At 74.6% G+C, this 26,082-nt stretch carries 23 protein-coding genes; 8 read left to right on the forward strand and 15 right to left on the reverse strand.

What is annotated here, in order from left to right; translation table 11 throughout:
- Positions 1–5: 5 nt before the first annotated feature.
- The 3 genes from OG767_RS17690 to OG767_RS17700 all read right to left on the reverse strand — a co-directional run bounded on the left by OG767_RS17690 (position 6) and on the right by OG767_RS17700 (position 2,377).
- Complete coding sequence (locus OG767_RS17690; protein WP_405089562.1) at positions 6–758, reverse strand: dienelactone hydrolase family protein; 753 nt, start codon at positions 756–758, stop codon at positions 6–8.
- A gap of 79 nt (positions 759–837) precedes the next feature.
- Positions 838–1,767, reverse strand: a complete 930-nt coding sequence (locus OG767_RS17695; protein ID WP_405089563.1) for a diacylglycerol/lipid kinase family protein — start codon at positions 1,765–1,767, stop codon at positions 838–840.
- Positions 1,768–1,777: 10 nt separating this feature from the next.
- Positions 1,778–2,377, reverse strand: a complete 600-nt coding sequence (locus OG767_RS17700) for a TetR/AcrR family transcriptional regulator (RefSeq protein ID WP_405089564.1) — start codon at positions 2,375–2,377, stop codon at positions 1,778–1,780.
- A gap of 74 nt (positions 2,378–2,451) precedes the next feature.
- Between OG767_RS17700 and OG767_RS17705 the strand changes: the two genes are divergently transcribed.
- Positions 2,452–2,997 carry a hypothetical protein gene (locus OG767_RS17705; RefSeq protein WP_405089565.1) on the forward strand — a complete coding sequence of 182 codons (546 nt, stop codon included), beginning with the start codon at positions 2,452–2,454 and terminating at the stop codon, positions 2,995–2,997.
- Between the two features lie 43 nt (positions 2,998–3,040).
- Here OG767_RS17705 and OG767_RS17710 read toward each other — a convergent pair whose 3' ends face one another.
- Both OG767_RS17710 and OG767_RS17715 read right to left on the reverse strand, forming a co-directional pair.
- Entirely contained in the window at positions 3,041–3,811 is a 771-nt protein-coding gene (locus tag OG767_RS17710; RefSeq protein ID WP_405089566.1) for an SIR2 family NAD-dependent protein deacylase, read from the reverse strand.
- Positions 3,808–4,095, reverse strand: coding sequence for a DUF1905 domain-containing protein (locus OG767_RS17715; protein WP_357306142.1), 288 nt, complete (start codon positions 4,093–4,095; stop codon positions 3,808–3,810). The genes OG767_RS17710 and OG767_RS17715 overlap by 4 nt, the downstream gene beginning before the upstream one ends.
- Before the next feature lie 119 nt (positions 4,096–4,214).
- On the opposite strand from OG767_RS17715, the gene OG767_RS17720 reads away from it, so the two are divergent.
- Both OG767_RS17720 and OG767_RS17725 read left to right on the forward strand, forming a co-directional pair.
- Positions 4,215–5,504, forward strand: a complete 1,290-nt coding sequence (locus tag OG767_RS17720) for a histidine kinase (RefSeq protein ID WP_405089567.1) — start codon at positions 4,215–4,217, stop codon at positions 5,502–5,504.
- Positions 5,492–6,151, forward strand: coding sequence for a response regulator (locus OG767_RS17725; RefSeq protein ID WP_405089568.1), 660 nt, complete (start codon positions 5,492–5,494; stop codon positions 6,149–6,151). The genes OG767_RS17720 and OG767_RS17725 overlap by 13 nt, the downstream gene beginning before the upstream one ends.
- Positions 6,152–6,155: 4 nt before the next feature.
- Here OG767_RS17725 and OG767_RS17730 read toward each other — a convergent pair whose 3' ends face one another.
- Positions 6,156–7,784, reverse strand: coding sequence for an ABC-F family ATP-binding cassette domain-containing protein (locus tag OG767_RS17730; protein ID WP_405089569.1), 1,629 nt, complete (start codon positions 7,782–7,784; stop codon positions 6,156–6,158).
- A 218-nt stretch (positions 7,785–8,002) separates the two neighbouring features.
- A complete protein-coding gene (locus tag OG767_RS17735) occupies positions 8,003–8,308 on the reverse strand; it encodes a DUF1330 domain-containing protein (RefSeq protein ID WP_107158075.1) in 306 nt (101 codons plus the stop codon).
- 160 nt (positions 8,309–8,468) lie between these two features.
- Between OG767_RS17735 and OG767_RS17740 the strand changes: the two genes are divergently transcribed.
- Positions 8,469–8,801 carry a putative quinol monooxygenase gene (locus OG767_RS17740; protein ID WP_405089570.1) on the forward strand — a complete coding sequence of 111 codons (333 nt, stop codon included), beginning with the start codon at positions 8,469–8,471 and terminating at the stop codon, positions 8,799–8,801.
- Positions 8,802–8,856: 55 nt separating this feature from the next.
- On the opposite strand, the gene OG767_RS17745 is transcribed toward OG767_RS17740, so the two are convergent.
- Entirely contained in the window at positions 8,857–9,702 is an 846-nt protein-coding gene (locus tag OG767_RS17745; RefSeq protein WP_405089571.1) for a S1 family peptidase, read from the reverse strand.
- Between the two features lie 412 nt (positions 9,703–10,114).
- On the opposite strand from OG767_RS17745, the gene OG767_RS17750 reads away from it, so the two are divergent.
- Positions 10,115–11,557 (forward strand): endo-1,4-beta-xylanase, encoded by a 1,443-nt coding sequence (locus OG767_RS17750; RefSeq protein ID WP_405089572.1) that lies wholly within the window; start codon positions 10,115–10,117, stop codon positions 11,555–11,557.
- A gap of 130 nt (positions 11,558–11,687) precedes the next feature.
- On the opposite strand, the gene OG767_RS17755 is transcribed toward OG767_RS17750, so the two are convergent.
- Entirely contained in the window at positions 11,688–13,262 is a 1,575-nt protein-coding gene (locus OG767_RS17755; RefSeq protein WP_405089573.1) for a Na+/H+ antiporter, read from the reverse strand.
- Positions 13,263–13,338: 76 nt separating this feature from the next.
- The gene (locus OG767_RS17760; protein ID WP_405089574.1) at positions 13,339–13,959 is read right to left on the reverse strand and encodes an L-threonylcarbamoyladenylate synthase; all 621 of its coding nucleotides are present in this window, start codon (positions 13,957–13,959) and stop codon (positions 13,339–13,341) included.
- 96 nt (positions 13,960–14,055) lie between these two features.
- On the opposite strand from OG767_RS17760, the gene OG767_RS17765 reads away from it, so the two are divergent.
- Together OG767_RS17765 and OG767_RS17770 are read left to right on the forward strand one after the other, a co-directional pair.
- Positions 14,056–14,319 carry a hypothetical protein gene (locus OG767_RS17765; RefSeq protein WP_405089575.1) on the forward strand — a complete coding sequence of 88 codons (264 nt, stop codon included), beginning with the start codon at positions 14,056–14,058 and terminating at the stop codon, positions 14,317–14,319.
- A gap of 265 nt (positions 14,320–14,584) precedes the next feature.
- Complete coding sequence (locus tag OG767_RS17770; RefSeq protein WP_405089576.1) at positions 14,585–17,590, forward strand: glycosyl hydrolase; 3,006 nt, start codon at positions 14,585–14,587, stop codon at positions 17,588–17,590.
- A 46-nt stretch (positions 17,591–17,636) separates the two neighbouring features.
- Here the strand turns inward: OG767_RS17770 and OG767_RS17775 are convergent, their stop codons facing one another.
- From OG767_RS17775 to OG767_RS17790, 4 genes are all read right to left on the reverse strand, one after another.
- The gene (locus OG767_RS17775; protein WP_281941517.1) at positions 17,637–18,017 is read right to left on the reverse strand and encodes a VOC family protein; all 381 of its coding nucleotides are present in this window, start codon (positions 18,015–18,017) and stop codon (positions 17,637–17,639) included.
- Between the two features lie 9 nt (positions 18,018–18,026).
- Positions 18,027–20,855: an FAD-binding and (Fe-S)-binding domain-containing protein gene (locus OG767_RS17780; RefSeq protein ID WP_405089577.1), complete on the reverse strand. Its 2,829-nt coding sequence runs from the start codon at positions 20,853–20,855 to the stop codon at positions 18,027–18,029.
- A gap of 110 nt (positions 20,856–20,965) precedes the next feature.
- The gene (locus OG767_RS17785; protein WP_405089578.1) at positions 20,966–21,754 is read right to left on the reverse strand and encodes a nucleotidyltransferase domain-containing protein; all 789 of its coding nucleotides are present in this window, start codon (positions 21,752–21,754) and stop codon (positions 20,966–20,968) included.
- Between the two features lie 43 nt (positions 21,755–21,797).
- The gene (locus tag OG767_RS17790; RefSeq protein WP_107158137.1) at positions 21,798–22,715 is read right to left on the reverse strand and encodes a diacylglycerol kinase family protein; all 918 of its coding nucleotides are present in this window, start codon (positions 22,713–22,715) and stop codon (positions 21,798–21,800) included.
- 431 nt (positions 22,716–23,146) lie between these two features.
- Here OG767_RS17790 and OG767_RS17795 point away from each other — a divergent pair, with 431 nt between their 5' ends.
- A complete protein-coding gene (locus tag OG767_RS17795; protein ID WP_405089579.1) occupies positions 23,147–25,210 on the forward strand; it encodes a M4 family metallopeptidase in 2,064 nt (687 codons plus the stop codon).
- Between the two features lie 207 nt (positions 25,211–25,417).
- Here the strand turns inward: OG767_RS17795 and OG767_RS17800 are convergent, their stop codons facing one another.
- Entirely contained in the window at positions 25,418–25,867 is a 450-nt protein-coding gene (locus OG767_RS17800) for a YbaB/EbfC family nucleoid-associated protein (protein ID WP_405089580.1), read from the reverse strand.
- Positions 25,868–26,082: the final 215 nt, after the last annotated feature.

Consider the following 26,082-nt stretch of genomic DNA (forward strand, 5'->3'; position numbering starts at 1 on the left):
CCGGGTCAGCCCGGGAAAGTGCGGTCTAGCAGGTCGAACAGGGCCGCCCAGTGCCGCTCGGTGGCCTGCTCGTCGTACATCGGCGTGTCCGCCTGCGTGTAGCCGTGGCGGGCGCCCCGGTAGACCTCCGAGCGGTAGGTCACGCCGGCCGCGTCCAGCGCCTGCTCCAGCGTCGCGATCTGCTCGGCGGTCATCGACGCGTCCTGGTCGGCGTGCCCGAAGTAGAGTTCGCCGGTCACCGCGCCGACGCCCCGGTGCGGGCTGTCGGGCGCGTCGCTGACCACGTGACCGGCGTGGAAGGCGGCCACCGCGGCGATCCGGTCCGGGTGGGCCTCGATGGCCCGCAACGCGTTCGTGCCGCCCATGCAGTAGCCGGTGATCGCCGCCGGGCCGGGTGCGACATCCGGCTGGGCGGCGAGGAAGTCGAGGTAGGCGGCGGTGTCCCGGGCCACCGCGTCCGGCGTCAGCGCGGCCATCAGCGGGCCGAGCCGCCCGAACAGCTCGAGGCGTCGGCTCTCGTCGGCCAGCGCGGAGGTGTCGACCGGCGCGGCGGGGCCGGCGCGGTGGAACAGGTTGGGCACCAGCACCACGTATCCCCGGTCGGCGATGGTCGCGGCCATCTCGGCCAGCCGGGGCCGCAGCCCGAACGCGTCCATGAACAGCAGCACGCCCGGGAACGGGCCGCCGGAGTCCGGCCGGAGCAGATAGGCGTCCGCCGTCCCGTCGGGGGTGGGCACGTCCACGATCGTCGGCTGCACGGTCCGAACCTCCTCGCTGCGGTTTCCGCGTCGCACGCTACCCCCGGCGTCGGCGGCCGGCACGTCGAGGCCGGGCCGGTCAGCGGTCCGGGCTGTCCGCGGGCGCCATCAGCCGCAGCGCGTTCGGGTCGAGGCCGATGCGCACCGGCGTCCGCCCGTACGGTTCGCCGTCGACCTCGATCCGGGCCGGCGGGTCGGTCTCCAGCCACAACTGACGCACGGCCAGGAACGGCTCGTCGCGCAGCGTGCGACGCCGGCCGGCCGCCGCGTTGCGGGCCGTGTCGCGCAGCAGCCCGCGTCGGCTCGGCCCACCGACCGGGTACGCGACCAGCAGCCGGTCGTCGGCGTTGGCGTCGGCGGTGATCGGCCGGCCGGCGTGGAAGCCGCCGTTGGCCACGTACACCTGGTGGGTGCGGAACGCGTGGTCCCGGCCCTCGGCGTGGACCGTCACGCGCAGCGGGCGGTGCCGGGTCAGCAGTCCCAACGCGGTCAGCGGATAGGCGAGTCGGCCCACGGCGCGCTTCAGCCGGGGCGGCGCGGTCAGCATGATGTCGGCCGACAGCCCGATCCCGACGTGGTTGGTGAACCGGGTGTCGCCGATCAGGCCGAGGTCGACGTCGATGACCTTGCCGTCGGTGAGCACGGCGATCGCCGCGTCGAGGTCGAGCGGGACGCCGACGGTGCGGGCGAAGTTGTTGGTGGTGCCCAGCGGCAGCAGGCCCAGGGCGACGTCGCGGTGGGCGAGCAGCCGGGCCGCCGCGCCGACCGTGCCGTCGCCGCCGCCGGTGACCAGCAGGTCCGGGCCGAGGTCGGCGGCCTCGGCGAGCACCCGGTCCAGCTCGCCCGGCCGGTCCACCGGGTACGCCCCGAGCAGCGTGAACCCGGCCGCGCGCAGGCGCGCGTGGACGGTGTCGTAGAGCCGGCGGCCCCGACGGGAGTGGGCGTTGACCACCAACGCCGCCCGCCGTCGTTCCCTGATCACCGTCGACAGCTCCTGTTTGGTCCGCACGGGTGCGACCCTATCCGCCGACGCCGGTGTCCGACCCCTCGGCGAGCTGGTCGAGGTGCGCGGCGAGCAGCTCGCGGATCCGGGCCGGCGGCATCCGGTCGGGATGCAGCAACGCGTGCAGCGTGAGGCCGTCGAGCAGGGCGTGCAGCCGGGCGGCGGTGGCCGCGTCGGCCGGTTCCGCGCCGGTGAGCAGCGCGACGGCGAGTTCGGCGGCCCGGCGTACGCCGTCGTCGGCCTCGGTCATCCGCTCGCGGGCGGCGGGGTCGACAGGCACCCGGGCGGCGAGCAGCAGCCACACCTCGGCCTCCCGCGCCCGTTGCCGGTCCAGCGGGAGCAGTTCCTCGAGCATCCGTTGGACGACCTGCCGGGTGGGGCCGGTGCGGTCCCCGGCGGTGAACCGGTCGGTCGCCTCGGCCATCACGTGTTCCATGGCGAAGACCAGCAGCTCGGTCTGGGTCGAGAAGTAGTGCCGCAGCGCGCTGGGCGACCAGCCGGCCTCGGCGGCGATGCTGCGCACCGTGGCGGCGCCGACGCCGTCGCGGTAGACGACCCGCCACATCGCCTCGGCCAGCTCGGCGCGGCGGGCGTCATGGTCGACGATCTTGGGCACGGACCCCTCCGGCGGCGGGTGGACGACTGTTGCTACGGTTGTTGTCGCACAGCGTACTAAAACCTGGAGGCCGCGTGCTCATCGGAGTGATCATCGCCTGTGAGGTGGGGTTCTGGCTGTTCCTGGTCGCCGGGCTGGTCGCCCGCTACCCGCTGCGGCGGCCCCGCCTGGGCGCCGCGCTGCTGCTCGCGGTGCCCGCCGTCGACCTCGTGCTGCTGGCCGCCACGATGATCGACCTGCGCGGCGGGGGCACCGCCACGTTCGCGCACGGCCTCGCCGCCGCGTACCTGGGCTTCTCCGTCGCCTTCGGGCACAGCATGGTGCGCTGGGCCGACGAGCGGTTCGCCCACCGGTTCGCCGGCGGCCCGCCGCCGCGCCGGGCCCCCCGCCACGGCTGGGCCCGGGCCCGGCACGAGTGGCGGGAGTGGGGCAAGGGCATGCTCGGCTGGGCGGTCGCCTGCGCCGTGCTGCTCGGCGGCGTCGCGCTGGTCGGCGACGCCGAGCGGACCGGGGAGCTGTGGGCCTGGGCCGGCCGGCTCACCCTGGCCATGGCGGCCTGGCTGGTGTTCTGGCCGGTCGCCTACACCGTGTTCCCCAAGCGGGCGCCCCGCGGCGTCTGACGCTCACCGCGCCCTCGGTGACCGTCGGACGGTCCACGCTCGCTCAGTCGGCTGACGCGTCGGGCCAGGCGGCCCGGACCAGCGCCGGCAGCACCTCGCCGGCCGGCCCCCGCAGGTTGACCGCGCAGACCGCGTCCAGTGGCGTCGGTACCGGGTTGACCTGCACCACCGGCGCGCCGAGGCGGGCTGCCACCAGCGGGATCTCCGCGGCGGGGTGGACCAGGGCCGAGGTGCCGACGGTGAGCAGCAGGTCGCAGCGGGACGCCGCCTCGACCGCCGCCGCCAACGCCGCCTCGGGCAGCGCCTCACCGAACCACACCACGCCGGGCCGGACCGGCGCGGCGCAGTGGGCGCAGGCCGGCGGGTCGAGCGGCCCGGTCGGTTCCCCCGCGTCGTCGGGCAGCGGCGCCGGCCGGGCGCACGCGGAGCAGCGGGGCGCGAACAGGCTGCCGTGCAGGCGGACCGGGACGACGGCGCCGCCCCGCTCGTGCAGGTCGTCGACGTTCTGCGTGACCACCACGGTGTCCGGCAGCCGCGCCTGGATCGCGGCCACCGCCCGGTGCCCCGGGTTCGGCGCGGCACGGCGCACCCCGTGCCGCCGGCCCTCGTACCAGCCCCAGACCAGGGCCGGGTCGGCGTGGAACGCGGCCGGGGTGGCCAACTGCGCCGGGTCGAAGCGCCGCCAGAGGCCGACCTGCGCGTCCCGGAACGTCGGCACGCCGCTCTCGGCCGACATGCCGGCGCCGGTGAACACCACCGGCCGGGTCGCGGCGGCCAGCAGCCGGCCCGCCGCGGCGAGGTCGCCGGCGCTCACCCGTCCACCGTCAACCGGACGCCCACCCGGTCGCCCAGCTCGATCCGCTCCGCGCGACGCACCGCCACCTTGAGCGGCAGCACGTAGCGGCCGTCCTTGGGCCACAGCGACGTCCGCCAGTCGGTGGCGCCGATCCGGACGCCGACCGGGACCATGCCCCAGCCGTAGCTGACCGAGGCGGCGGCGGTCGCCAACGCCGCGCACTGCTCGTCGGGCACGGTGACGAAGTGGTAGGGCGCCGGACCGCGCCAGAACCACACCTCGCCGCTGAACGCCAGCTCCATCCGCTCAGGATAGGGACGGGGTACGACGTGCCCGGCCCGGCGGGGTGGGGCCAGCCCCACCCGACAACCGGGGTCTGGACGGCTGGGCCTGCCGGCCGCCGCCTGGCTAGCGTCAGCCCATGACCGAGGACCGACCGTCGTACCTGGCCGGGGCGTTGCGCCGGCGCCGATACCTGCGCTCCGCCTGGCCGTGGCGGGCCCTGGCGTACGCGCTGACCACCCTGCCGGTCGCCGGCGTGCTGGCGGTGGCGGCCGGCGTGCTCGCCGCGCCGCTGCTGCTGGTGGTGAGCGCGCTGCGGCAGGGCCGGCCGGTCGACGTCCCGGTCCTGGTCGTGCTCACAGTGGTGTCGCTGGCCGGGCTCGCCGTCGCCCCGCTGGTCGGCGCGCCGGTGGCGGCGGTCGAGCGGTGGCGGCTCGGCCTGGTCGACGGCCGGCCGGTACGCGCGCCGGGGCGGCGTGGCCCGGCCGCCCGCTGGACCGGCGCCGCCGCCTGGCGGGAGGTCGCGTACGCCGGCTGGCTGGGCACCGTGGTGCCGGTGGCGTACGGCACGTTCGCGCTGCTGGTGCTGCTCGACGCGGCGCTCGTCGCCGGCCCGTGGCTGGCCGGCGGCGAGGACCGGATCGTGCTGGTCTGGGCCACCGTCGACTCCCCGGCCGGGGCGGTCCCGTACGCGGTCGCCGGGGTGCTCGCCGTGCCGGCCCTGGTCTACCTCGCCGGCCTGCTGGTCGCGGGGCAGGCGGCGGTGGCCCGGTGGCTGCTCGACGACGCGCCCGACGCCACCGCGCTGCGCGAGGTGACCCGGTCCCGGGCCCGCCTGATGGGCGCGTACGAGGCGGAACGCCGCCGCATCGAGCGGGACGTGCACGACGGCGCGCAGCCGCGGCTGACCAGCCTCACGCTCCAACTCGGGCTGGCCCGCCTCGACGTGCCGGACGACTCACCGGCGGCGCGACCGCTGGACCTGGCGCACGAGCAGGCCAAGGAGCTGATGGTGACGCTGCGCGGCATCGTGCAGGGCCTCCGCCCGCCGCAGCTCACCGAGCTGGGGCTGGCCGGCGCGGTCGGCGACCTGGCGGCCCGCTCGACGGTCCCGGTCACCGTACGCGCGGAGCTGTCCCGCCCGGTGCCGGAGCTGGTCGAGACCACCGCCTGGTACGTGGTCTCCGAGGCGCTGGGCAACGTGGCCCGGCACGCCCGCGCGACGCGCGCCGTGGTCCGGTTGACCCGGACCGGCCACCTGCTGGTGGTGGAGGTCGAGGACGACGGTCGGGGTGGCGCCGACCCGGCACGGGGCACCGGCCTGACCGGGCTCGCCGACCGGGTGGCCGCGGTGGACGGCAGGTTGCTGCTGGCCAGCCCGGCGGGCGGGCCTACCCTCGTGCGGGTGGAGCTGCCGTGCCGTCCGTGATCCGGGTCGTCCTCGCCGAGGACGAGGTCCTGCTGCGGGAGGGTCTGGTCGGCCTGCTGACCCGGTTCGGGTTCGCGGTGGCCGCCGCGGTCGGTTCCGCCCCGGCGCTGCTCGACGCGGTCCGCACGCACCGGCCCGAACTGCTGGTGACCGACATCCGGATGCCGCCGGAGCACCGGGACGACGGCCTGCGCGCGGCGGTCACGCTGCGCGCGGAGCGGCCGGATCTCGCGGTGGTGGTGCTGAGCCAGCACGTGCAGAGCGGGTACGCGGCGGCGCTGCTGGACAGCGGCGACGGCCGGCGGGTCGGCTACCTGCTCAAGGACCGGGTGGCCGACGTCGCCGAGTTCGCCGACACGCTGCGCCGGGTGGCCGCCGGCGGCACCGCGGTCGACCCGGACGTGGTTCGGCACCTGCTGCGCCGCCCCCGCGACCCGCTCGACGCGCTCTCCCGGCGCGAGCGGGAGGTGCTGGGGCTGGTCGCGGAGGGGCACTCCAACGGCGCGATCGCGGCCCGGCTGCACGTGACCGAGGCGGCGGTCGGCAAGCACGTCGGCAACATCCTGGCCAAGCTGGACCTGCCGCCGGACCAGGACACCCACCGCCGGGTGCTGGCCGTGCTCGCCTACCTGCGCGCCGAAGGTTGACGGGCTACCGTTCCGGGCCGCCGGTCCCGGTCAGGGCACCGTCGGCCAGCCGCAGCCACCGGTCCACGCCGAGATCGGCCAGGAACCGCGGGTCGTGGCTGACCACCAGCAGCGCTCCCCGGTAGCCGCCGAGCGCGCCCGCCAACTGGGCGACGCTGTCCAGGTCGAGGTTGTTGGTGGGCTCGTCGAGCAGGAGCAGCTGCGGCGCCGGCTCGGCGTTCAGCACGCAGGCCAGGGTGGCGCGCAGCAGCTCGCCGCCGGAGAGCACGCGGACCGGCAGGTGCACCCGGTCGCCCCGGAACAGGAACCGGGCCAGCAGGTTCATCCGCTCGGCGTCGGCCAGGCCGGGCGCGAAGGCGGCCAGGTTCTCCGCGACGGTACGCGCCGGGTCGAGCAGGTCCAGCCGCTGCGACAGGTACGCCACCCGCCCCTCGACCCGGGTGGCGGTCCCGGCGGCGGGCTGCTGGTCGCCGCTGACCAGGCGCAGCAGCGTGGACTTGCCGGTGCCGTTCGCGCCGGTGAGCGCGATCCGTTCCGGCCCCCGGACGGTCAGGTCGATGCCGTCGAACACCTGACGGCCGGCGTACTCGGCGCGCAGCCGCTCGCCGTGGAAGACGGTCCGGCCGGCCGGCACGGCGGTGTCGGGCAGGTCGATCACGATCTTGTCGTCCTGACGGGCGGCCCGACCGGCCTGGTCCAGCCGGTGCTGCGCGTCGCCGACGCGGGCGGCGTGCGTCTCGGCGGCCCGGCCGGCGGAGACCTGGGCGTCCCGCTTCAGGCCACCGGCGACGATCCGGGCCAGCCCGGCGTCGGGCAGGTTACGGGCGGCCGTGGCGGCGCGACGGGCGGCGCGTTCCCGGGCCTGCTGGAGTTCGCGCTTCTGCCGCTTGAGGTCCTGCTCGGCGCCGCGGACCTGCCGCTGGGCCACCTCGCGCTCGGCGCGCACGGCCTGCTCGTACGCGGTGAAGTCACCGCCGTACCAGCGGAGTTCGTCGGGGGCCAGCGCGGCGATGCGGTCCATCTCGTCCAGCAGCGCCCGGTCGTGGCTGGCCACCAGCAGGCAGCCGGTCCAGCCGCGCAGCACCGCCGTCAACCGCTCGCGGGCCGCCTCGTCGAGGTTGTTCGTCGGCTCGTCGAGCAGCAGCACGTCCGGGCGCCGCAGCAGTTGCCCGACCAGCCCCAGGGAGATCACCTGACCGCCGCTGAGCGTGCCCAGCCGGCGGTCCAGGGACAGCCCGCCGAGGCCGAGGCGGTCCAGCTCGGCGTGGGTGCGCTCCTCGACGTCCCAGTCGTCGCCGACGGCGGTGAAGTGTTCCTCGCGGGCGTCACCGGCCTCGATGGCGTGCAGCGCGGCGACGGCCCGGTCGACGCCGAGGACCTGGGCGACGGTCTGGTCGACGGCGAACGGCAGGTGCTGGGGCAGGTAGCCGAGCACGCCCCGGACGGTGACCGCGCCGGCCGTCGGGCGCAGCTCGCCGGCGATGAGCCGCAGCAGGGTGGTCTTGCCGCTGCCGTTGGGCGCCACCAGGCCGGTACGGCCGCCGGGCACGGAGAAGGTCAGGTCGGTGAGGACCGGTGTGTCGTCCGGCCAGGAGAAGGAGAGCGCGGAGCTGACGACGTAGGCGTCGGACATGATCAACCTCAGGAGGGAGGGCCGCGGGCGCGATGCGCCGGCGTGGACAGGGGACGACGAAGGGGGCCGCGGCGACGGCGCGGGATGCGCGCGTCGGCGGCCGTCCGGGGCTCTCACCCGGAGATGTCGTCGTCACCTGCCATGACCACTCCGATCCTCGACGGACCGGTAAACCCTAGCTCACCGGCGGGCCGCCCGGGGCCCGCCGGTGGCGTCGGTCAGGCCGGCCAGGCGTGGCCGATCCCGTCGAGCAGCAGGACCACCCCGTCGGTGGCCGCCTCCCGGTCCCGGGAGATCGCCTGGTACTCCGGCGAGGCGGACCAGCGCTCGAAGTCCTCCCGGCTGTCGAAGGACATGAGCACCACCTTGTCGTGCGGCCAGTCGCCCTCCACCACGCGGGGGGCGGTGTCGGCGGCGAGCAGCCGGCCGCCGTGCCGGGCCAGCACCGGGAGGAAGGCGGCGACGTAGCGGTCGTAGCGTGCCCGGTCGTGGACGGTGAGCTGCGCGAGGGCGTAGACGGTCACCGGTTCAGGCTACCGATCGGTAGACGCGCCCGATGCCCTCCGCCGGGCCGGCGGCCCCCGGCGGCCAAGGGCGGCGTACCGCGCTCGTCGTCGGCGGCCGGGCGGGCTGTGGGGGCCGGTGACCAGGGATCGGGGCACCCGGCCTGGGTAGCCTGGACCCATGATCTTCATCACCGCCAAGTTCCGGGTCCGGCCGTCCGACGCCGACCGCTGGCCGCAGATCGCGGCCGACTTCACCGAGGCCACCCGGGCCGAGCCCGGCTGCCTGTGGTTCGACTGGTCCCGCAGCCTGGCCGACCCCACCGAGTACGTGCTGGTCGAGGCGTTCCGCGACGACGAGGCTGGCGCCGCGCACGTGCAGTCGGCCCACTTCCGCGAGGCCCAACGCACGCTGCCGCCGCACCTGGTCGAGACGCCGCGGGTCGTCAACGCGACCGTGCCGCAGCAGGACTGGTCGCGCCTCGGCGAGATGGCCGTGCCGGGCGACGACTGACCCGGGCGCCCGCCGGGCCGGGCGGGTCGGTCGGCGGCCGCCCGGCCCGCGCCGGTCACGGGATGCTGAGGCCGTACGCCGCGAGGATCTCCAGGATCGGCTGGTAGTAGCTGGTGCCACCGGTCGTGCAGTTGCCGCTGCCGCCGGAGAGGATCCCGAGCACCGTGCCGGTCGCCGCCACGTAGAGCGGGCCGCCGCTGTCCCCCGGCTCGGCGCAGATGTTCGTGCGGATCAGCCCGGTGACGCTGCCCTCGGCATAGTTGACTGTCGCGTTCAGCCCGGTGACCGCGCCGCAGCGGACGCCGGTGGTGGCGCCGCTGCGGCAGACCGCCTGCCCGACGTACGCGTTGCCGGCGGCGGAGATGGTCACCTGGCCCGGGTAGGTGTACACGGCACTGGGATGGGTGACCGTGCCGGTGTAGCGGACCACGCCGTAGTCGTTGCCGGGGAAGCTGCTGCCGGTCCGGCTGCCCAGCACCGTGGTGCGGGCGCTGTCGGCGTACCAGGTCGCGCCGAGCGTGGTGCAGTGTCCGGCGGTGACGAAGTACCAGGCGCTGCTGCTGCGGACGTTCACGCCGAGCGAGCAGCGGCCGCCGCCGCTGTAGATCGCCTGGCCGCCGGCGATGAGCGGGCGCAGCCGGCCGGGCTCGTGCCGCAGCACCGCGCCGGATCGGGTGGCGGCGCGGCGCACCGCGGCCAGCGCGGCCCCGCGTACCGTGTCGTCGACGGTGACGGTCAGGCGGCCGGTGGCCGGGTCGTGGCCCCAGGCGGTGCCGACGGTGCGCGCCTCGGCGAGCGTCGACGGCGCCGGTGGCGGCGTCGTCGCGGCGGCACGGGCGGCGGCCGGGGTGGCGGCCAGCAGGGCGGTGAGGACGAGGACGACGAGCGACGGTCGGCGCATCCGGAGAATCCTTCCATCGGTGGAAGTCGATTCCGTTCAGCATCGACCCCGACCCGCCCGCGTTCAAGCGCCGGCCGCCGTCCGGTGCCGGACAGCGGCGCGACCGGGCCGCCTCGGCATGCCCGGCGCCGAAACTTCCGGAGCCGGCACGCCGGTCGGGTCGACCACCCAACCCGCATCTTCACGCCCTCGGCCGCCGGCCGCGCCGGGCAAACTCGGGTATCGACGGCGTTAAGTTTTCGGAACGGTTCCGGTAGGCTCTCCGGCCAGGGATCTGCTTCGATCGACCCACGGTGGCGGGGAGTCTCTCCCCATCCCGCGCGGCCTCCGGGCGGCCGCGCACGAGCCGACACCGTGACGGGCGGTGGTCGGGGCGACCTCCCCATTCGCCCAAGCTAGGAAAGGCTTTCACATGGACAAGGTGCTCGCCCGCGACAGCGGAAGCGCGGCAGCCCGGTCGCGCCCGCGTGCCGCGGTGGTGTCGATCGTGGCCGGAGCCGCGGCCGTGGCCGCGACGATCGCGGTGGCGACCAGCGCCAGCGCCGGCACGACGCTCGGCGCGTCGGCGGCGGAACAGGGCCGCTACTTCGGCACCGCGGTGGCCGCGAACAAGCTGTCCGACAGCACGTACGTCGGCATCCTGAACCGCGAGTTCAACATGGTCACGCCGGAGAACGAGATGAAGTGGGACGCCACCGAGCCGTCCCAGAACCAGTTCAACTACTCCAGCGCCGACCGGATCGTGGCGCACGCCCAGGCCAACGGCATGCGGGTGCGCGGGCACGCGCTGGCCTGGCACCAGCAGCAGCCGGGCTGGGCGCAGAGCCTGTCCGGCACCGCGCTGCGCAACGCCATGGTCAACCACATCACCCAGGTCGCCACGCACTACAAGGGCAAGATCTACGCCTGGGACGTGGTCAACGAGGCGTTCGACGACAGTAACGGCGGCCGGCGCGACTCCAACCTGCAACGCACCGGCAACGACTGGATCGAGGTCGCCTTCCGCACCGCCCGCGCCGCCGACCCGGGCGCCAAGCTCTGCTACAACGACTACAACACCGACAACTGGACCTGGGCCAAGACGCAGGGCGTCTACAACATGGTCAAGGACTTCAAGGCCCGCGGCGTGCCGATCGACTGCGTCGGCTTCCAGTCGCACTTCAACAACGGCTCGCCCTACCCGGGCAACTACCGCACCACGTTGCAGAACTTCGCCGACCTCGGCGTCGACGTGCAGATCACCGAGCTGGACATCGAGGGCTCCGGCAGCACCCAGGCCACCGCGTACGGCAACGTGGTCAAGGACTGCCTGGCCGTGGCGCGCTGCAACGGCATCACGGTCTGGGGCATCCGCGACAGCGACTCGTGGCGGGCCAGCGGCACGCCGCTGCTGTTCGACGGCAACGGCAACAAGAAGGCGGCGTACACGTCGGTGCTCAACGCGCTGAACGCCGGCGGCACCACGCCGCCGACCAGCACCCCGCCGACCACGCCGCCGCCGACGACCACGCCGCCCACCACCACGCCGCCCACGTCGGAGCCGCCGTCGACGCCCCCGCCGGCCGGCGCCTGCACCGCGACGCTGACCACCAACCAGTGGCAGGGCGGCTTCGTCACCACCGTGCGGGTCACCGCCGGGGGCAGCCCGCTCAACGGATGGTCGGTGTCGGTGACGCTGCCCGCCGGCTCGTCGGTCACCAACGCGTGGAGCGCGCAGGCCAGCGGCTCCAGCGGTGCGGTGACGTTCCGCAACGTCGACTACAACCGCCAGGTCGGCGCCGGCGGCAGCACCGAGTTCGGGTTCCAGGGGACGGGCACCGCCCCCGCCGGCACCCCGAGCTGCACCGCCGGCTGATCCCTTCTCCCCTCTCCCCTCTCCCGCTATCCCCCTGTTTCACGGAAAGAGTGGCTATCCGGGCCCGGATAGCCACTCTTTCCGTGAATCGGGCGCGGGCGGGGGGCGGGACTGGCCATCGACGCGACGTTCAGTCCTCCAGCTCGGGGCCGAGCAGTCGCAACTCCTCGATGTCGGTGGCCGCCTGGAGTTCCCGCAGCACCGCCTCGTCGATCTGGTTGGTGTTGCGCAGCCGGGTCACCGCCTGACGCTTGCGGTCCAGCATCTCCAACTGGAGTCGCCGGGCCAGCTCCCGCTCCCGGTCCGTCGCCTCGTCGCGCGGGTTGCGGACGTCGTCCAGGTGGTCCTGGTAACCGGCGCGGAGCCGCTCCACGGTGTCCGGCGCGACGCCCAGCTCCGCGGCGGTTCCCGGCAGCGCCTCGAGCACCGCCTCGGTGGCCCGGATCCGGGCCACCCGCATCTCGTCCGCGCGCTCCCGGTCACCGGTCAGCCCGGCCCAGCCCACGACCGCGGGCAGCGTGGTGCCCTGCACCACCATGATCAGCACGATCACCACCACGGTGACGAAGATGATCAGGTCACGTTCGCGCACCGGCGTGCCGTCGTGCGTGGCCACCGGCACGGCCAGCGCCGCCGCGAGCGAGACCGCGCCCCGGAACCCTGCCCAGCCCGCCGCGGTACGCATCCGGGCGTCGAAGTGGCGCGACCGCCGCGACTCCCGCCGGTCCACGCGTTGCAGCGCCGAGACCGACAGGTGCACCCAGGCCAGCCGGGTGACCACGACGACCAGCGCCACCAGCACCGCGATGCCGAACGACGCCACCGGCGAGTGGCTGGTGATGCTGCGCAGCGAACGCGGCACCTGCATGCCGAGCAGCACGAACAGGCTGCCGTTGATCATGAAGGTGGAGAGGTCCCAGAACGCGTACGCGGTGACCCGGGAGCGGGCTCGGATCACCCGGGGGCCCGCCCACGACAGCAGCAGACCGGAGACGACCACCGCGAGCACGCCGCTGGCGTGCACCGCGTCGGCGAGCAGGAACGCGACGAACGGGGTCATGATGCTCAGCCCGCCCTCGCGCATCGCGTCGTCGACGTGTTTGCGGATCAGCACGACCAGGCCCCCGACGAGCAGCCCGGCGGCCACCCCACCCAGCGACTTGCCGACGAACTGCCCGGTCAGCGAGAACGCCCCGGGCACCTTCCCGCCGGCGATCACGCCCACCGCCACCGCGAACAGCACCAGCGCCGTACCGTCGTTGACCAGGCTCTCCGCGCGCAGCGTGGTGAGGATGCCCCGCGGCATCCGCTTGGCCAGGCCGGCGACGGCGGCGGCGTCGGTGGGCGCCAGGACCGCGCCGAGCACCCAGGCGGCGGCCGGTTCCACCCCGAGGGCCCGGGTGACGTACGCGACCGCGACCATCGTGATGATCACCAGCGCGACGGCCAGCAGCACGATCACCGCGAGGTTGGCCCGGATCTCCCGGAGGCTGATCACCAGGCTCTCCCGGTAGAGGATCGCCGGCAGGAACAGCACCAGCACCACCTCGGGTTCGAGGACCACGTTCTCGAACGGGGGCAGCAGGCCGAGCAGCGCGCCCATGGCGATCAGCAGCACCGGCGGCGCGACGCTGTACCGGCCGCCGATGGTGGTGCCGACGAGCACGGTGGCACCGAGCACGCCGATCAGCACCAGTGCGTCCACGCGGTACCCCCGTCACCGTCCGCCGGAACCACCGTGCCGCACCTCGTGGGCCCGGTGCGGCGGAACGGGCCGATCGCTACTCGAAGCGGGACGGGTCGCCGGCGCCCCGGCGCAGGATCTCCGGCTCCGGGCCGGACAGGTCGACCACGGTGGTCGGTTCGAGCCCGCAGTCCCCGGCGTCGACCACGGCCTCGACCAGGTGGTCGAGCCGTTCCTTGATCTCCCAGCCCTGGGTCATCGGCTCCGTCTCACCGGGCAGCAGCAGGGTGCTGGAGAGCAGCGGCTCGCCCAGCTCGGCGAGCAACGCCTGGGTGACGGTGTGCTTCGGCACCCGCGCGCCGACCACCCGCCGGCGCGGGTCCTGCAACCGACGCGGCACCTCCGAGGTGGCCGGCAGCAGGAACGTGTAACTGCCCGGGATCACGGACTTGACCTGCCGGAAGACCGCGTTGCTGAGCTTGACGAACTGACCGAGCTGGGCGAAGTCGGCGCACACCAGCGTGAACGGGTGCCGCTCGTCGAGCCGCCGGATCTCCCGGATCCGCTCCACGCCGGCCCGGTTGCCGAGCCGGCAGCCGAACGCGTAGCAGGAGTCGGTCGGGTAGACGATCACGCCGTCGGACCGGAGCAGGTCCACCACCTGCCGGATCACCCGGGGTTGGGGGTTGTCCGGATGCAGGTCGTAGTACCGCGCCACGCCGGCCAGCCTATGCCCCTTCCCGATCACCCGCAGGTTTGCCGGGGGCCGGTTCCGGAAACAGGTGGGGGCCGTTCACCACAGGGGGGATCGACCATGTCCGAATCCAGCACCGACCGCGCCGCCGCCCGTCCGGCGGAGGTGACCGACCCACTGCTGTGGGATCTGTCCGCCGCGGTGGCCGACGCGCACCAGCCGGACGCGGAGCGGGCGTGCGCCAGCCCGAGCTGCGCCGGCGCGGCCTGGCCGTGCGCCGCCTGGGACACCGCGCAGGCGGGGCTGAGCGCCGCCCGGCCCGGGTCGTCCGCGACCGGCGCGTCACCCACCACCGCCCCTCAGCGCCTGGCCCCCGCCGCCTGACCCATCCCACCACCCACCCCACCCCGCTCCCACTCACGTTCACGGAAAGAGTGGCTATCCGGTGCCGGATAGCCACTCTTTCCGGGAAAAAGGGGGCGCTCGCGGGGGTGTGGGTGGGGCGCGAGCGGGGGTGGGAGAGCGCTCTCTTGGGCAACAAAACATTGACGGACGCGTAACCGGAACCTAATCTCGCTTCTCAAGAGAGCGCTCTCTCAACCGTCGGACCACCATCCGGACACCACCTTCTCCTCTGAAGGGGACCTCCATGACACTCCCCCTGCGGGACGTCTCCCCCGGCGCCGCACCGCCGCCGACCCCTCCCCCGTCCACTCCCCGGCGCCGCCGGGCCATCGCCCTCGCTGCCGCGTCCCTGCTGGCGGCCGGCCTGCTCGGCGTCGTGGTCGGCGGTGGCGGCACCGCCACCGCCGGCACCGTCGGCGCGGGCAGCTACACCGAGACACTGCCGCCCGGGGCCGTGCTGCCCAAGGGCTGCGGCACGGTCAGCACCAACCCCCGCGTCTTCGCCACCGCCGACGCGCCGGCCGGCGCGATCCCCACCAACGACTGGTGGTCCTCACTGATCTGGAAGCGCAACAACTGCGGGACCAGCGAGAACCTCCAGGCCCACCCGCTGGCGTTCAAGGCCGAGAACAACGGGCTCGGGCTGTCCTACACCACCACGCCGGCGATCAGCGGCACCGCGACCGGGGTCGGCGAGTACCACTACCCGTACACCGAGGACGTCCGCGTCGGGGTGGCCGGGCTGGCCGCGCCGGTGGTCAAGGCCGCCGACTGGACCGACTGGACCGTCACCGCCGACTGGAGCGACGGCAACCGCAGCATGCGGGCCACCATCGGACACGGCCTGCCGTTCAGCTACTACACCGTGACCGGCGGCGGCGCCGCGCAGCTCACCGCCACCGCGACGCCGACCGTGTGGCGCAACTCCGGCGCCACCATCGGCTTCACCGTCAACGGCCACGACTACGTCGCGTACGGGCCGACCGGGTCCACCTGGACCGTCAACGGCGCCGGCATCAGCTCCACGCTGGCCGGCAAGGGCTACTTCTCGGTGGCGGTGCTGCCCGGCGGCGCGGACAAGGCCGCCCTGGCCGACACCTACGGCCGGTACGCCCACGCGCACGTCACCGGCACCCGGATGAGCTACGCCTACGACCCGGCGACCGGCTCGGTGCGCACCACCTACGCGTTCACCACCACGCCCCGCGAGGGCACCGAGACGAAGACGGTCGTGGCGCTCTACCCGCACCAGTGGCGCAGCCTCACCGGCGCCACGCCGATCACCCCGACGTACGTCTCGCCCCGCGGCGCCATGCGGGTGCTCGCCGGCGTGCCGTCGTTCACCACCTCGATGCGCTTCACCGGTGTGCTGCCCGAGGTACCGGCCGTCGGCGACGCCGCCGGCGCGGACCTGAGCACGGTCACCAACTACCTCAACGCCGAGCTGGCCAACCCGGAGGGGATCAGCGGCAAGGACACCTACTGGGCCGGCAAGGGCCTCGGCCGGGCCGCCCGGATCGCCGAGATCGCCGACCAGCTCGGGCTCACCCCGGTCCGCGACGCGGCCGTGGCGGCCATGAAGACCCGGCTCACCAACTGGCTCACCGCCGGCTCCGGCGAGACCGGCCAGCTCTTCTACTACGACCGCAACTGGGGCACGCTGATCGGCTACCCCGCCTCGTACGGCTCCGACGAGGACCTCAACGACCACCACTTCCACTACGGCTACTTCGTCGCCGCGGCGGCCACGGTGGCCAAGTTCGACCCCGGCTGGGCCGACGACACCCGCTACGGCGGCATGGTCGACCTGCTCATCCGCGACGCCAACAACTACGACCGGGCCGACGGGCGCTTCCCGTACCTGCGGGACTTCGACATCTACGCCGGCCACGACTGGGCCTCCGGCCTGGCGCCGTTCTTCGCCGGCAACAACCAGGAGTCCTCCTCGGAGGGGATGAACTTCGCCAACGCCCTGATCCAGTGGGGACAGGCCACCGGCAACACCGCCGTCCGGGACGCCGGCGTCTACCTGTGGACCACGCAGTCGGCGGCCATCTCGGAATACTGGTTCGACGTGCACGACGAGAACTTCCCGGCCGGCTTCGGGCACAAGACCGTCGGCATGGTGTGGGGCGACGGCGGCGCGTACGCCACCTGGTTCTCCTCCGCGCCGGAGATGATCCAGGGCATCAACATGCTGCCGATCACCGGCGGGCACCTCTACCTGGGCGACCACCCCGAGTACGTCAAGGCCAACTACGCCGAGCTGCTCACCAACAAGAACGGCCCGCCGACGGTGTGGCAGGACATCATCTGGGAGTTCCTGGCGCTCGGCGACGGCGACGAGGCGTTGCGCAACTTCCGGGCCAACAGCACGTTCGCCAGCGAGGAGGGCGAGAGCAAGGCGCACACGTTCCACTGGATCCGCAACCTGGCCGCACTCGGCAACGTGGACACCACGGTCACCGCGAACCACCCGCTGGCCAAGGTGTTCCGCAAGGGCACCGCACGCACCTACGTGGCGTCGAACATCACCGCCGCGCCGCTGACCGTCACGTTCTCCGACGGCACCCGGCTCGCCGTGCCGGCCGGGAAGACCGCCACCTCCGGGGCGTACACCTGGAGCGGCGGCAACGCCACCGGCGGCGTGACCGTGCCGACCGGCCCCCCGCCGACCGGCACGCCGACGCCGGACCCGACCACCCCGACGCCCACCCCGACCACCGCCAGCCCGACGCCGACCAGCCCGAGCCCCAGCCCGAGCACCTCGACGCCGACGCTGGAGCCGACCCGCTACCTGGCCGCCGGCGGCGGGCTGGACGGCACCGCCGGCCCGGCCGGCACGGTCACCGTCGTCGCCGCGAACGGCAACCACGACGGGACGCCGACCAGCCCGCAGGTCTTCACCGCCACCGGGCTGACCGGCACGTACACCGGCGGGACCACCGCCTTCGACCTGGGCGTCGACGCCGGCATCGCGGTCGGCAACGGCGTCCAGGCCCGGGTCTCGTACGACCTGACCGGTGACGGCAGCTTCGACCGGGTGGAGACCTACCGGTACTTCGCCACCGACCCGATCGTCGGGTTGGAGCGTTACCGCCAGACCCAGGGCCTGGCGTCGGCCACCGGCACGCTGGGCAACCTGGCCGGTGGCACGGTGAAGGTCGAGGTGTGGAACGCCATCGGCAACAACCCCACCACGGTCGGCACCGGCGACCGCTCGACGATCACCCTGCCCTACTCCCGGTGACCGAGGACCGGCGCCCCGACCCGTCGACGGGTCGGGGCGCCGGCCGTCACGGCCAGCGGCTGGCGGTGGCCTCGAACAGCTCCGGGTCGCTGGCCACCGGGATGACACAGACGAGGTGACCGCCGGGGGCGCGCAGCACGTGGCAGTCCTGCCAGCGGGAGACCGGGGTGGCGCCCAGCCCGCGCAGCCGCTCGACCTCGGCGGGCACGTCGTCGGTTTCGATGTCGAGGTGGTGCCGGGGCGTGTCGTCCACCGCCTGCACGGCGGTGACCAGGCCCGGCACCACGTCGGCCAGGCCGGTGAACTCGGGCTCCGACGGGTCGGTGCGCACCTCGGCGCCGAGCGCGGCGGACCAGAACGCGCTCACCTCCCCGGCCGACTCCTTCGGCGCGTCGATGATCAGGGCGTACAGGCGGGACCGATGCATCGCCCGAGCCTAGACATGATCGCCGTGCCCGGCAGCCCCGCCGGATCCGACGGTGGCCTCGGCCAGCAGCTCCAGCAGGTGCCGGTACGGCTGCCCGGTGGCCCGCGTCAGGCCGATCTCGCAGGTACGGTTCACCGAGGCGTACCCGTCGAACGGGCGGGCCGTCACGGCGGCGGCCTCGGCGCGGGTCGCCGACGCGGTCAGCTCCGGGTGCAGCAGACCCCGGTCGCCGGCGAAGCCGCAGCACTGCCAGCCCTCCGGGACCACCACCTCGTCGGCGACCGCCCGGGCCACCGTGAGCACCGCGTCGTCCAGGCCCAGCCGCACCGACGAGCAGGTCGGGTGCAGCGCCAGCGAGCCGAGCCGGCGGCGCACGGTCAGCCGTGGCAGCAGCGTGGTGGCCGTGAACTCCACCGCGTCGACCACGCGGAGCCCGCCGGCGTCGGCGAGCAGCCGGTCGAAGCCCTCGGTGCAGGAGGCGGCGTCGCTGACCACCGGCAGCGCGCCGTCCCGGCTGGCCGCCCGCAGCACCGCCGGCACCCGGTCCCGCACCGCCCGCCACCCGTCGGTGAGGCCCTTGGACGACCAGGGGGTGCCGCAGCACAGGTCGCCGACGCCGGCCGGCACGAGCAGGCGTACGCCGGCCCGGTCGGCGAGCGTGCGCAGCGCGTCGGCCACGCCGGTCCCGCCCTCGGCGGGGGCGAACAGCGTGCCGAGGCAGGACGGGACGAAGACCGCGTCCGGCTCGTCGGCCGGGTGCGGCCGGCGGGGCGTGCCGCCGCGCGGCAGGTCCCGCCGCCACTGCGGCACCCGCTCGGCGCCCAGCACGAAGCGGGCCGCCCGGGTGGCCGCCTCGGGCAGCGCCGGCGGCAGCGCGCCGGCCAGGTCCAGCCCACGGGCCATGCCCCGGGTGGTGGCGCCCCAGCGTCGGGCCGCGCCCCGCCAGCCGGCCCGCGCCGCCCGGCCCTGCTCCTCGGCGCGCAGTCGCTTGACCAGGTCACCGGTGTTGATCAGCACCGGGCAGGCGGTGGCGCACATGCCGTCCACGGCGCACGTCTGCACCGCGTCGTAGTCGTACGCGTCGGTCAGCTCCCGGGCCAGCGCGGCGTCGCCGGCGGCCTCGGCGGCGGCGATCTCCCGGCGCAGCACGATGCGCTGCCGGGGCGTGGTGGTCAGGTCGCGGCTGGGGCAGACCGGCTCGCAGTAACCGCACTCGACGCAGCGGTCCACCTCCTCCTCGACGGTCGGCACGGTCTTCAGGTGCCGCAGGTGCACCGTCGGGTCGTCGCTGAGCAGCACGCCCGGGTTGAGCACCCCGTGCGGGTCGCAGAGCGTCTTCAGCTCCCGCATCACGTCGTACAGCTCGTCGCCGAACTGACGGCGCACGTACGGGGCCATCACCCGGCCGGTGCCGTGCTCGGCCTTGAGCGTGCCGCCGTGGCCGAGCACCAGGTCGACCAGTTCCTCGGTGAAGTCGGCGTAGCGGTCCGGGGCCGCGCCGTCGGCGAACCGCTCGTTGAGCATGAAGTGCAGGTTGCCGTCCTTGGCGTGCCCGAAGATCACGCTGTCGGCGTAGCGGTGGTGGCCGAACAGGTCGGCCAGCGCCGCGCAGGTGTCGGCGAGCGCCGCCACCGGCACCGCGATGTCCTCCAGCAGCGCGGTGGTGCCGGACGGGCGGGCGCCGGCCACCGCCGCGTACAGCCCCTTGCGGATGTGCCACAGCGCGGCCCGGGCGGCGGGCTCGCCGCTGAGCCGGGCCGGGGTGGTCAGCGGCAGGTCGGCCAGCACCGGCCCGGCGGCGGCGACCCGGTCGGCCAACGCGTCCGGCGCGGACTCCTGCCACTCCACCAGCAACGCGGCGTGCCCGCGCACGGCCAGGGCGCGCAGCGCGGCGTCCGCCTTCGGGTCGCGCTGGGCCACCCGCAGCGCGGCGGCGTCGAGCAGCTCGACCGCCGCCGGCCCGGCGGCCACCAGCGCCGGCATGGCGGCCATCGCCGCGTTGAGGGAGTCGAAGACCAGCAGGCCGGTCGCGGCGTGCCGGTGCACGGGTACGGTGCGGAACGTCGCGGACGCGACGAACGCGAGCGTGCCCTCGCTGCCCACCACCAGCCGGGTGAGCAGGTCGGCCGCGTCGTCGTGGTCGAGGAACGCGTTGACGCCGTACCCCATGGTGTTCTTCATGGCGAACTGGGCGCGGACCCGGCGCACCGAGTCGGGGTTGCCGCGGACCCGGTCGCGCAGCCGGAGCAGGCCGGTGTGCAGCGCCGGCTCGGCGGCGCGCAACTGGGCGTCGGCGTCCGGGGCGCCGGTGTCCAGCACGGTGCCGCTGGGCAGCACCAGCACCAGCGACTCCAGCGTGCGGTAGGTGTTGGCCTCGGTGCCGCAGGTCATGCCGCTGGAGTTGTTGGCGACCACGCCGCCGACCGTGCAGGCGGACTCGCTGGCCGGGTCCGGGCCGAGCCGGCGACCGTGCGGCGCGAGCCGCGCGTTGACCTGCCGCAGCACCACGCCCGGCTGCACCCGCACCCGCCGCCCGTCGTCGAGCACCGTCAGGTCGCGGAAGTGCCGGCGGACGTCGACGAGCAGCCGGTCGGTGACCGCCTGGCCGCTGAGGCTGGTGCCGCCGGAGCGGAACGTCAGCGGCGTGCCGGTGCGGCGGCTGTGCGTCAGCAGCGCGGCGACCTGGCCGGCGTCGGCCGGGGTGGCCACCGCGCCGGGGTGCAGCAGGTAGTGCGACGCGTCGTGGGCCAGCCGCAGCCGGTCCGCGGCCCGGGTGCTCACCCCGCCGGGCACCGCCGCCTCCAGCCCGGCCCGGACCGACGCGCTCAACTCTCCCATGATCACCATCCTCCCGACCCCACCCTAATCCCGTCCCCGGTCCGCCCCGGTCGGTCGGGCGGCGATCATGAGGTTGGCCGCGACAATCCGGACGGCGGCGGCCGCCAACCTCATGATCGTCGGGGGTCGCCGTCGGCGGTGAGGCAGGACAGGACGCGGCGCTGGAACGCGCGGGCGGCCGGACCGGTCGGGGGCGGGGCGCCGCGGCGGGCGGCGATCGACGCCCGGATCAACGCGGCGTCCGGGTCGGTGGCGGCCACCCGCAGGCCGGCGTCGACCTTGCCCAGCCAGACCCCGTCGCGGTGGCGCACCAGCGCGCGGCAGGCCCCGAGCACCGCGTCCTCGGCGCCCGGCGCCGGCCCGTCGCCGGGCGGTGTGGGCCGCGCCAGCCACCAGCGCAGCGCGTCCACCAGCAGCGCCCGCAGCGCCGCCGGGGACGGGTCGGCGACGACGTCGGCGGCGGGCGCGCCGAGCAGTGCCAGGCCGGACTGGCGCAGGATGCTGCGGTCCAGCGCGTACCAGAACCGCCCGTCGGCGGCGGGCCGGTCGGCCGGGTCGAACGTGGCCCGGAACGCCATCGCGGCGCCGGTGTTCAGCTCCACCTCGAAGCCCGGCTCGGGCGTGCCGGAGGCGGCCACGTCCCGCCGGTAGACGACCAGCTCCAGGCCGCGCGCCGGGCAGGGCAGCGCCTCGTGCCGCAGCCGGTCCACCAGCGCCCGCTTCGCGGCGGCCGGGACCGGGCCGGCGACCAGCAACGCCACGTCCACGTCGCTACGCCCCGGCTGGTAGCCGCCCAGCCCGACCGAACCGGCCGCGTACGCGCCGGTCAGGTCGTCGCCGAGCACGCCGCGGGCACGCTCGACCAGGTCGGCGAGGTAGTCGCGGACGTCGTCACGCATGCCGGCATCCTGCCTCGGGCGGTCACCGGCGCCGACGGCCGGGTCAGTCCACCGGCTCCGGGCAGCAGACCGTCAGCCCGCCCGGCACCACCTTGACCTTCAGCCGTTTCGCCGTGCCCCGCGCGCCGCCGTCCAGCTCGTACGTCTTCGGCGCGGCGAACCGTACGGTGATCTTCCGACCCCGGGTGATCCGCACGAACGGCGACTCGTCGGAGCGCCCGGCGGCCATCCGCCCCAGCGTGCGGGCCCAGTCCACGGCGCCGCTGGCGGTGGCGACGCCCACCTCGAGCGCGCCGTCGTCGGGCCGGGCGTCGTCGAAGGCCGGGATGCCGCCGGTGATGGTGCCGACGTTGCCGAACAGCACGCAGCTCGCCTCGCCGTCGAACCAGTCGGCGCCGTCCACCCGGACGCGGGTGCGCACGCACTCGCCGCGCACGTGCCGCAGCCCGGTCCAGACGTAGGCGACCCGGCCGAGCCGGCTCTTGAGCCGGCGGTCCGCGTCGCGGATCAGGTCGCCGTCGAACCCGGCGCCGGCCATCACCGCGAAGTGCTCCCCGTTGATCCGGCCGAGGTCCAGCCGGCGGCGCGGGCCGTGCAACGCGACCCGGACCGCCTCGGGCAGGTCGGCGGGGATGCCGAGGTTGACGGCGAAGAGGTTGGCGGTGCCGGCGGGCAGGATGCCCATCGGCACGTCGGTGCCGGCCAGCGCGTCGGCACACCGCTGCACCATGCCGTCGCCGCCCCAGACCAGCACCAGCTCCGCGCCCTCGTCGAGGGCGGCGCGGACCCGCTTCGGCGCCTTGCGGCTCTTCGGCACCTCGTACCAGAGCAGCCGGCCGACGCCGGCGCCGACGAGGCGGGCGCGCAGCTCGTCCAGGCCGCCGCCGAAGGTCTTCTTCCGGTGGGCCACGACCGCGATCACACCCGTGCGGGCAGGGCGGTCGGTGGTGCTCGTTCTCATGGCGCCCTCGTACCCGGAGCGCGCCCGGCCCACGCCTGCCGCCGGGACCGGCCCGGCCGCCCGTCCACGCTGAATCTATGTGCACCGATTGCGTAGAGCGGCAATCCTCGCATCTCGGACCAGCCACCGTCCACGGACGACAATGTTCACCCTGATCAGGGGCTATTGAAGATCATGGCTTCCTGAATTCGCGTCGACGGCCGACTGTCCGGCAGGTGTCGGTTGCCCCGGTCACCCATTGCTCCCGGCTCGCACGCCGTGTGATTGTGCACCCAACGAGCCGCCGACCCCCGACGGCCCGGACGGTCGATCTGTCGACCCGGAGCCACGCCGGCAGCTCCGGTGACCGACCGTCACCCCGCCTCGCACCATCGCGCCGCCCGTCCCCACCGGGCTCCGTGCGGCGCGCCTAGGAACAGGAGCACACCCTCTTGAAGCTCTCACCCCGCCTCGCCGCGCTCACCGGCGCGGCCGCGGCCGGCGTGCTGGCCGCCGGCACCGCCGCGGCCGTGCAGGCCGCGCCCCCCGGGCCCGCCGCCCCGAACCCCGCCCAGGCCCGCGCGACAGCCGCCGACTCGGCTCGCGCGCTGGTCGCGAACCGTCCCGCCTACCTGCAGGCCGGCTCCGACGACGCGTTCGTGCAGAAGCCCGTGATCTCCTCCGAGGGCACCCAGTACGTGCCCTACGAGCGGACCTACCGGGGCCTGCCGGTGGTCGGCGGCGACTTCGTGCTCGCCACCGACGCCGCCGGCAACCTGAAGTACGCCTCGGTCGCCCAGCAGCGGCCGATCGGCGCGCTCGCCACCACCCCCAAGCTGACCTCGACCGCCGCCGCGAAGACGGCGCGCGCCCAGCTCAAGACCGTCAGCGCGGTCGAGGGCACCACGCTCGTGGTCTACACGCTCGGCGCCAGCCCGACGCTGGCCTGGGAGACCACCGTGCGCGGCACCGGCGCGGACGGCGCCAGCCGGCTCACCGTGGACGTCGACGCCCGTACCGGGGCGGTGCTGCGCAAGCAGGAGCACATCGTCAACGGCACCGGCACCGGCGCCTGGAACGGGCCCAGCCCGCTGACGCTGAACACCACCCAGTCGGGCAGCACGTACACCATGAAGGACCCGACCGTCACGAACCTCAGCTGCCAGGACGCCGCGAACAACACCACGTTCAGCGGCACCGACGACGCCTGGGGCAACGGCACCGGCACCAACAAGGAGACCGGCTGCGTCGACGCGCTGTTCTCCGCCCAGACCGAGCACAAGATGCTCAACCAGTGGCTGGGCCGCAACGGCGCCGACGGCAACGGCGGCTACTGGCCGATCCGGGTGGGCCTGAACGACCAGAACGCCTACTACGACGGCACCCAGGTCCAGATCGGCAAGAACACCGCCGGTCAGTGGATCGGCTCGCTCGACGTGGTGGCCCACGAGATCGGCCACGGCATCGACGACCACACCCCCGGTGGCATCTCCGGCGGCGGCACCCAGGAGTTCGTGGCGGACACGTTCGGCGCGGCCACCGAGTGGTTCGCCAACGAGCCGTCCAGCTACGACGCGCCGGACTTCCTGGTCGGCGAGAAGATCAACCTGGTCGGCTCCGGCCCGATCCGCAACATGTACAACCCGGGGGCGCTCGGCGACCCGAACTGCTACTCCAGCAGCGTCCCCGGTGGCGAGGTGCACGCCTCCGCCGGGCCGGGCAACCACTGGTTCTACCTGCTGGCCAACGGCAACAGCCCGACCAACGGGCAGCCGTCCAGCTCGACCTGCAACGGTGGCAGCGTGACCGGCCTGGGCATCCAGAAGGCCATCAAGATCATGTACAACGCGATGCTGCTGAAGACCTCGTCCTCGTCGTACCTGAAGTACCGCACCTGGACGCTGCAGGCGGCGAAGAACCTCTACCCGAGCGGCTGCACCGAGTTCAACACGGTCAAGGCGGCCTGGGACGCGGTCAGCGTGCCGGCGCAGTCGGGTGACCCGACCTGCTCCGGCGGCGGCACCCCGACGCCCACGCCGACCACCTCCACCCCGCCGTCGGGTGGCTGCTCCGGCAACAAGCTGGCCAACCCCGGCTTCGAGTCGGGCAACGTGAACTGGACCGCCTCGTCCGGCGTCATCACCACCGACAGCGGCCAGGCCGCGCACGGCGGCTCGTACAAGGCGTGGCTCGACGGCTACGGCTCCTCGCACACCGACACGCTCACCCAGTCGGTCAGCATCCCGGCCGGCTGCCGGGCCACGCTGAGCTTCTGGCTGCACGTCGACAGCGCGGAGTCCACCACGAGCACCGCGTACGACAAGCTGACCGTCAAGGCCGGCAGCACCACGCTGGCGACCTACTCCAACCTGAACAAGGCCACCGGCTACGTGCAGCGGTCCTTCGACATCTCGTCGCTGGCCGGCACCACCGCCACCATCTCGTTCAGCGGCGTGGAGGACGCCTCCCTCCAGACGTCCTTCGTCGTCGACGACACCGCGGTCAACCTGAGCTGACCGCAACGCGAGCGGCCGGTCGTCGTCCTCGGAGACGACCGGCCGCTCCGTCGTCTCCGGTGACCCGCCGCCGCGGGCCGCTGACCGCCGATCAGGCCGGACGGGCGAGCGGCGTGGGACGTTGACCGCCGATCAGGCCGGACAGGCGAGCGGCGTGGGACGTTGACCGCCGATCAGGCCGGACAGGCGGGCGGCGCGGGGCGCTGATCAGTCCGGACGGGCGGCGCGGGACGCGGCGGCGCGGTCGCGGCGGATCCGCGCGGCCACCTCGTGCATCGTCGCGCTGAACAGCTCCGCCTGGTCGGGCAGTCCGCCGAGCCGGGCGGCGAGCGCGTCGGCGTCCGCCCGGGCCGAGGCGCTGACCTGAGCGTCCAACTCGGCGAGCGCGGCGTTGACGGCGGCGACGACGTGCCCGCAGAGCGCCTCCAGCGGCTCGCCGGCCAGCTCCGGGTCGACCGCGACGGAATGCAGCCGGCCACCCTGGACGGCGACCGCGCGGACCCGGCCGCCGGCCGCGGCGCCCTCGGCCCGCAGCAGGTCGCCCGGCTCGCCGTCGGCGTGCACGGTGGCCCGGGACCGCATCGCGGCCAACGCCTGCTGCGTGCGGGTCAGCAGCTCGTCGAGGCTCACGGCGGCCGAGAACGCATCGTTGGTCATATCCGCGCTTTCTTCACGTCTTAGCCAAGCACCCGTGACCATAGCAACCGGCGGCGACGGAACCCGGTCACCGGCCACCCCGCTCCGGCGGCGATGCCGCGGAGCAGGACAGACTCCCGGTGATCCGGCGTGTCGTGGCACGGGTGTACGCCCGGCCGGGCCGTCGGCGGGGCGCTACCGTGGGCGGGACCGGACAAGATCGCGCGAGGAGCGGG

The organism is Micromonospora sp. NBC_01392, assembly GCF_045040125.1.
Lineage (GTDB): Bacteria > Actinomycetota > Actinomycetes > Mycobacteriales > Micromonosporaceae > Micromonospora.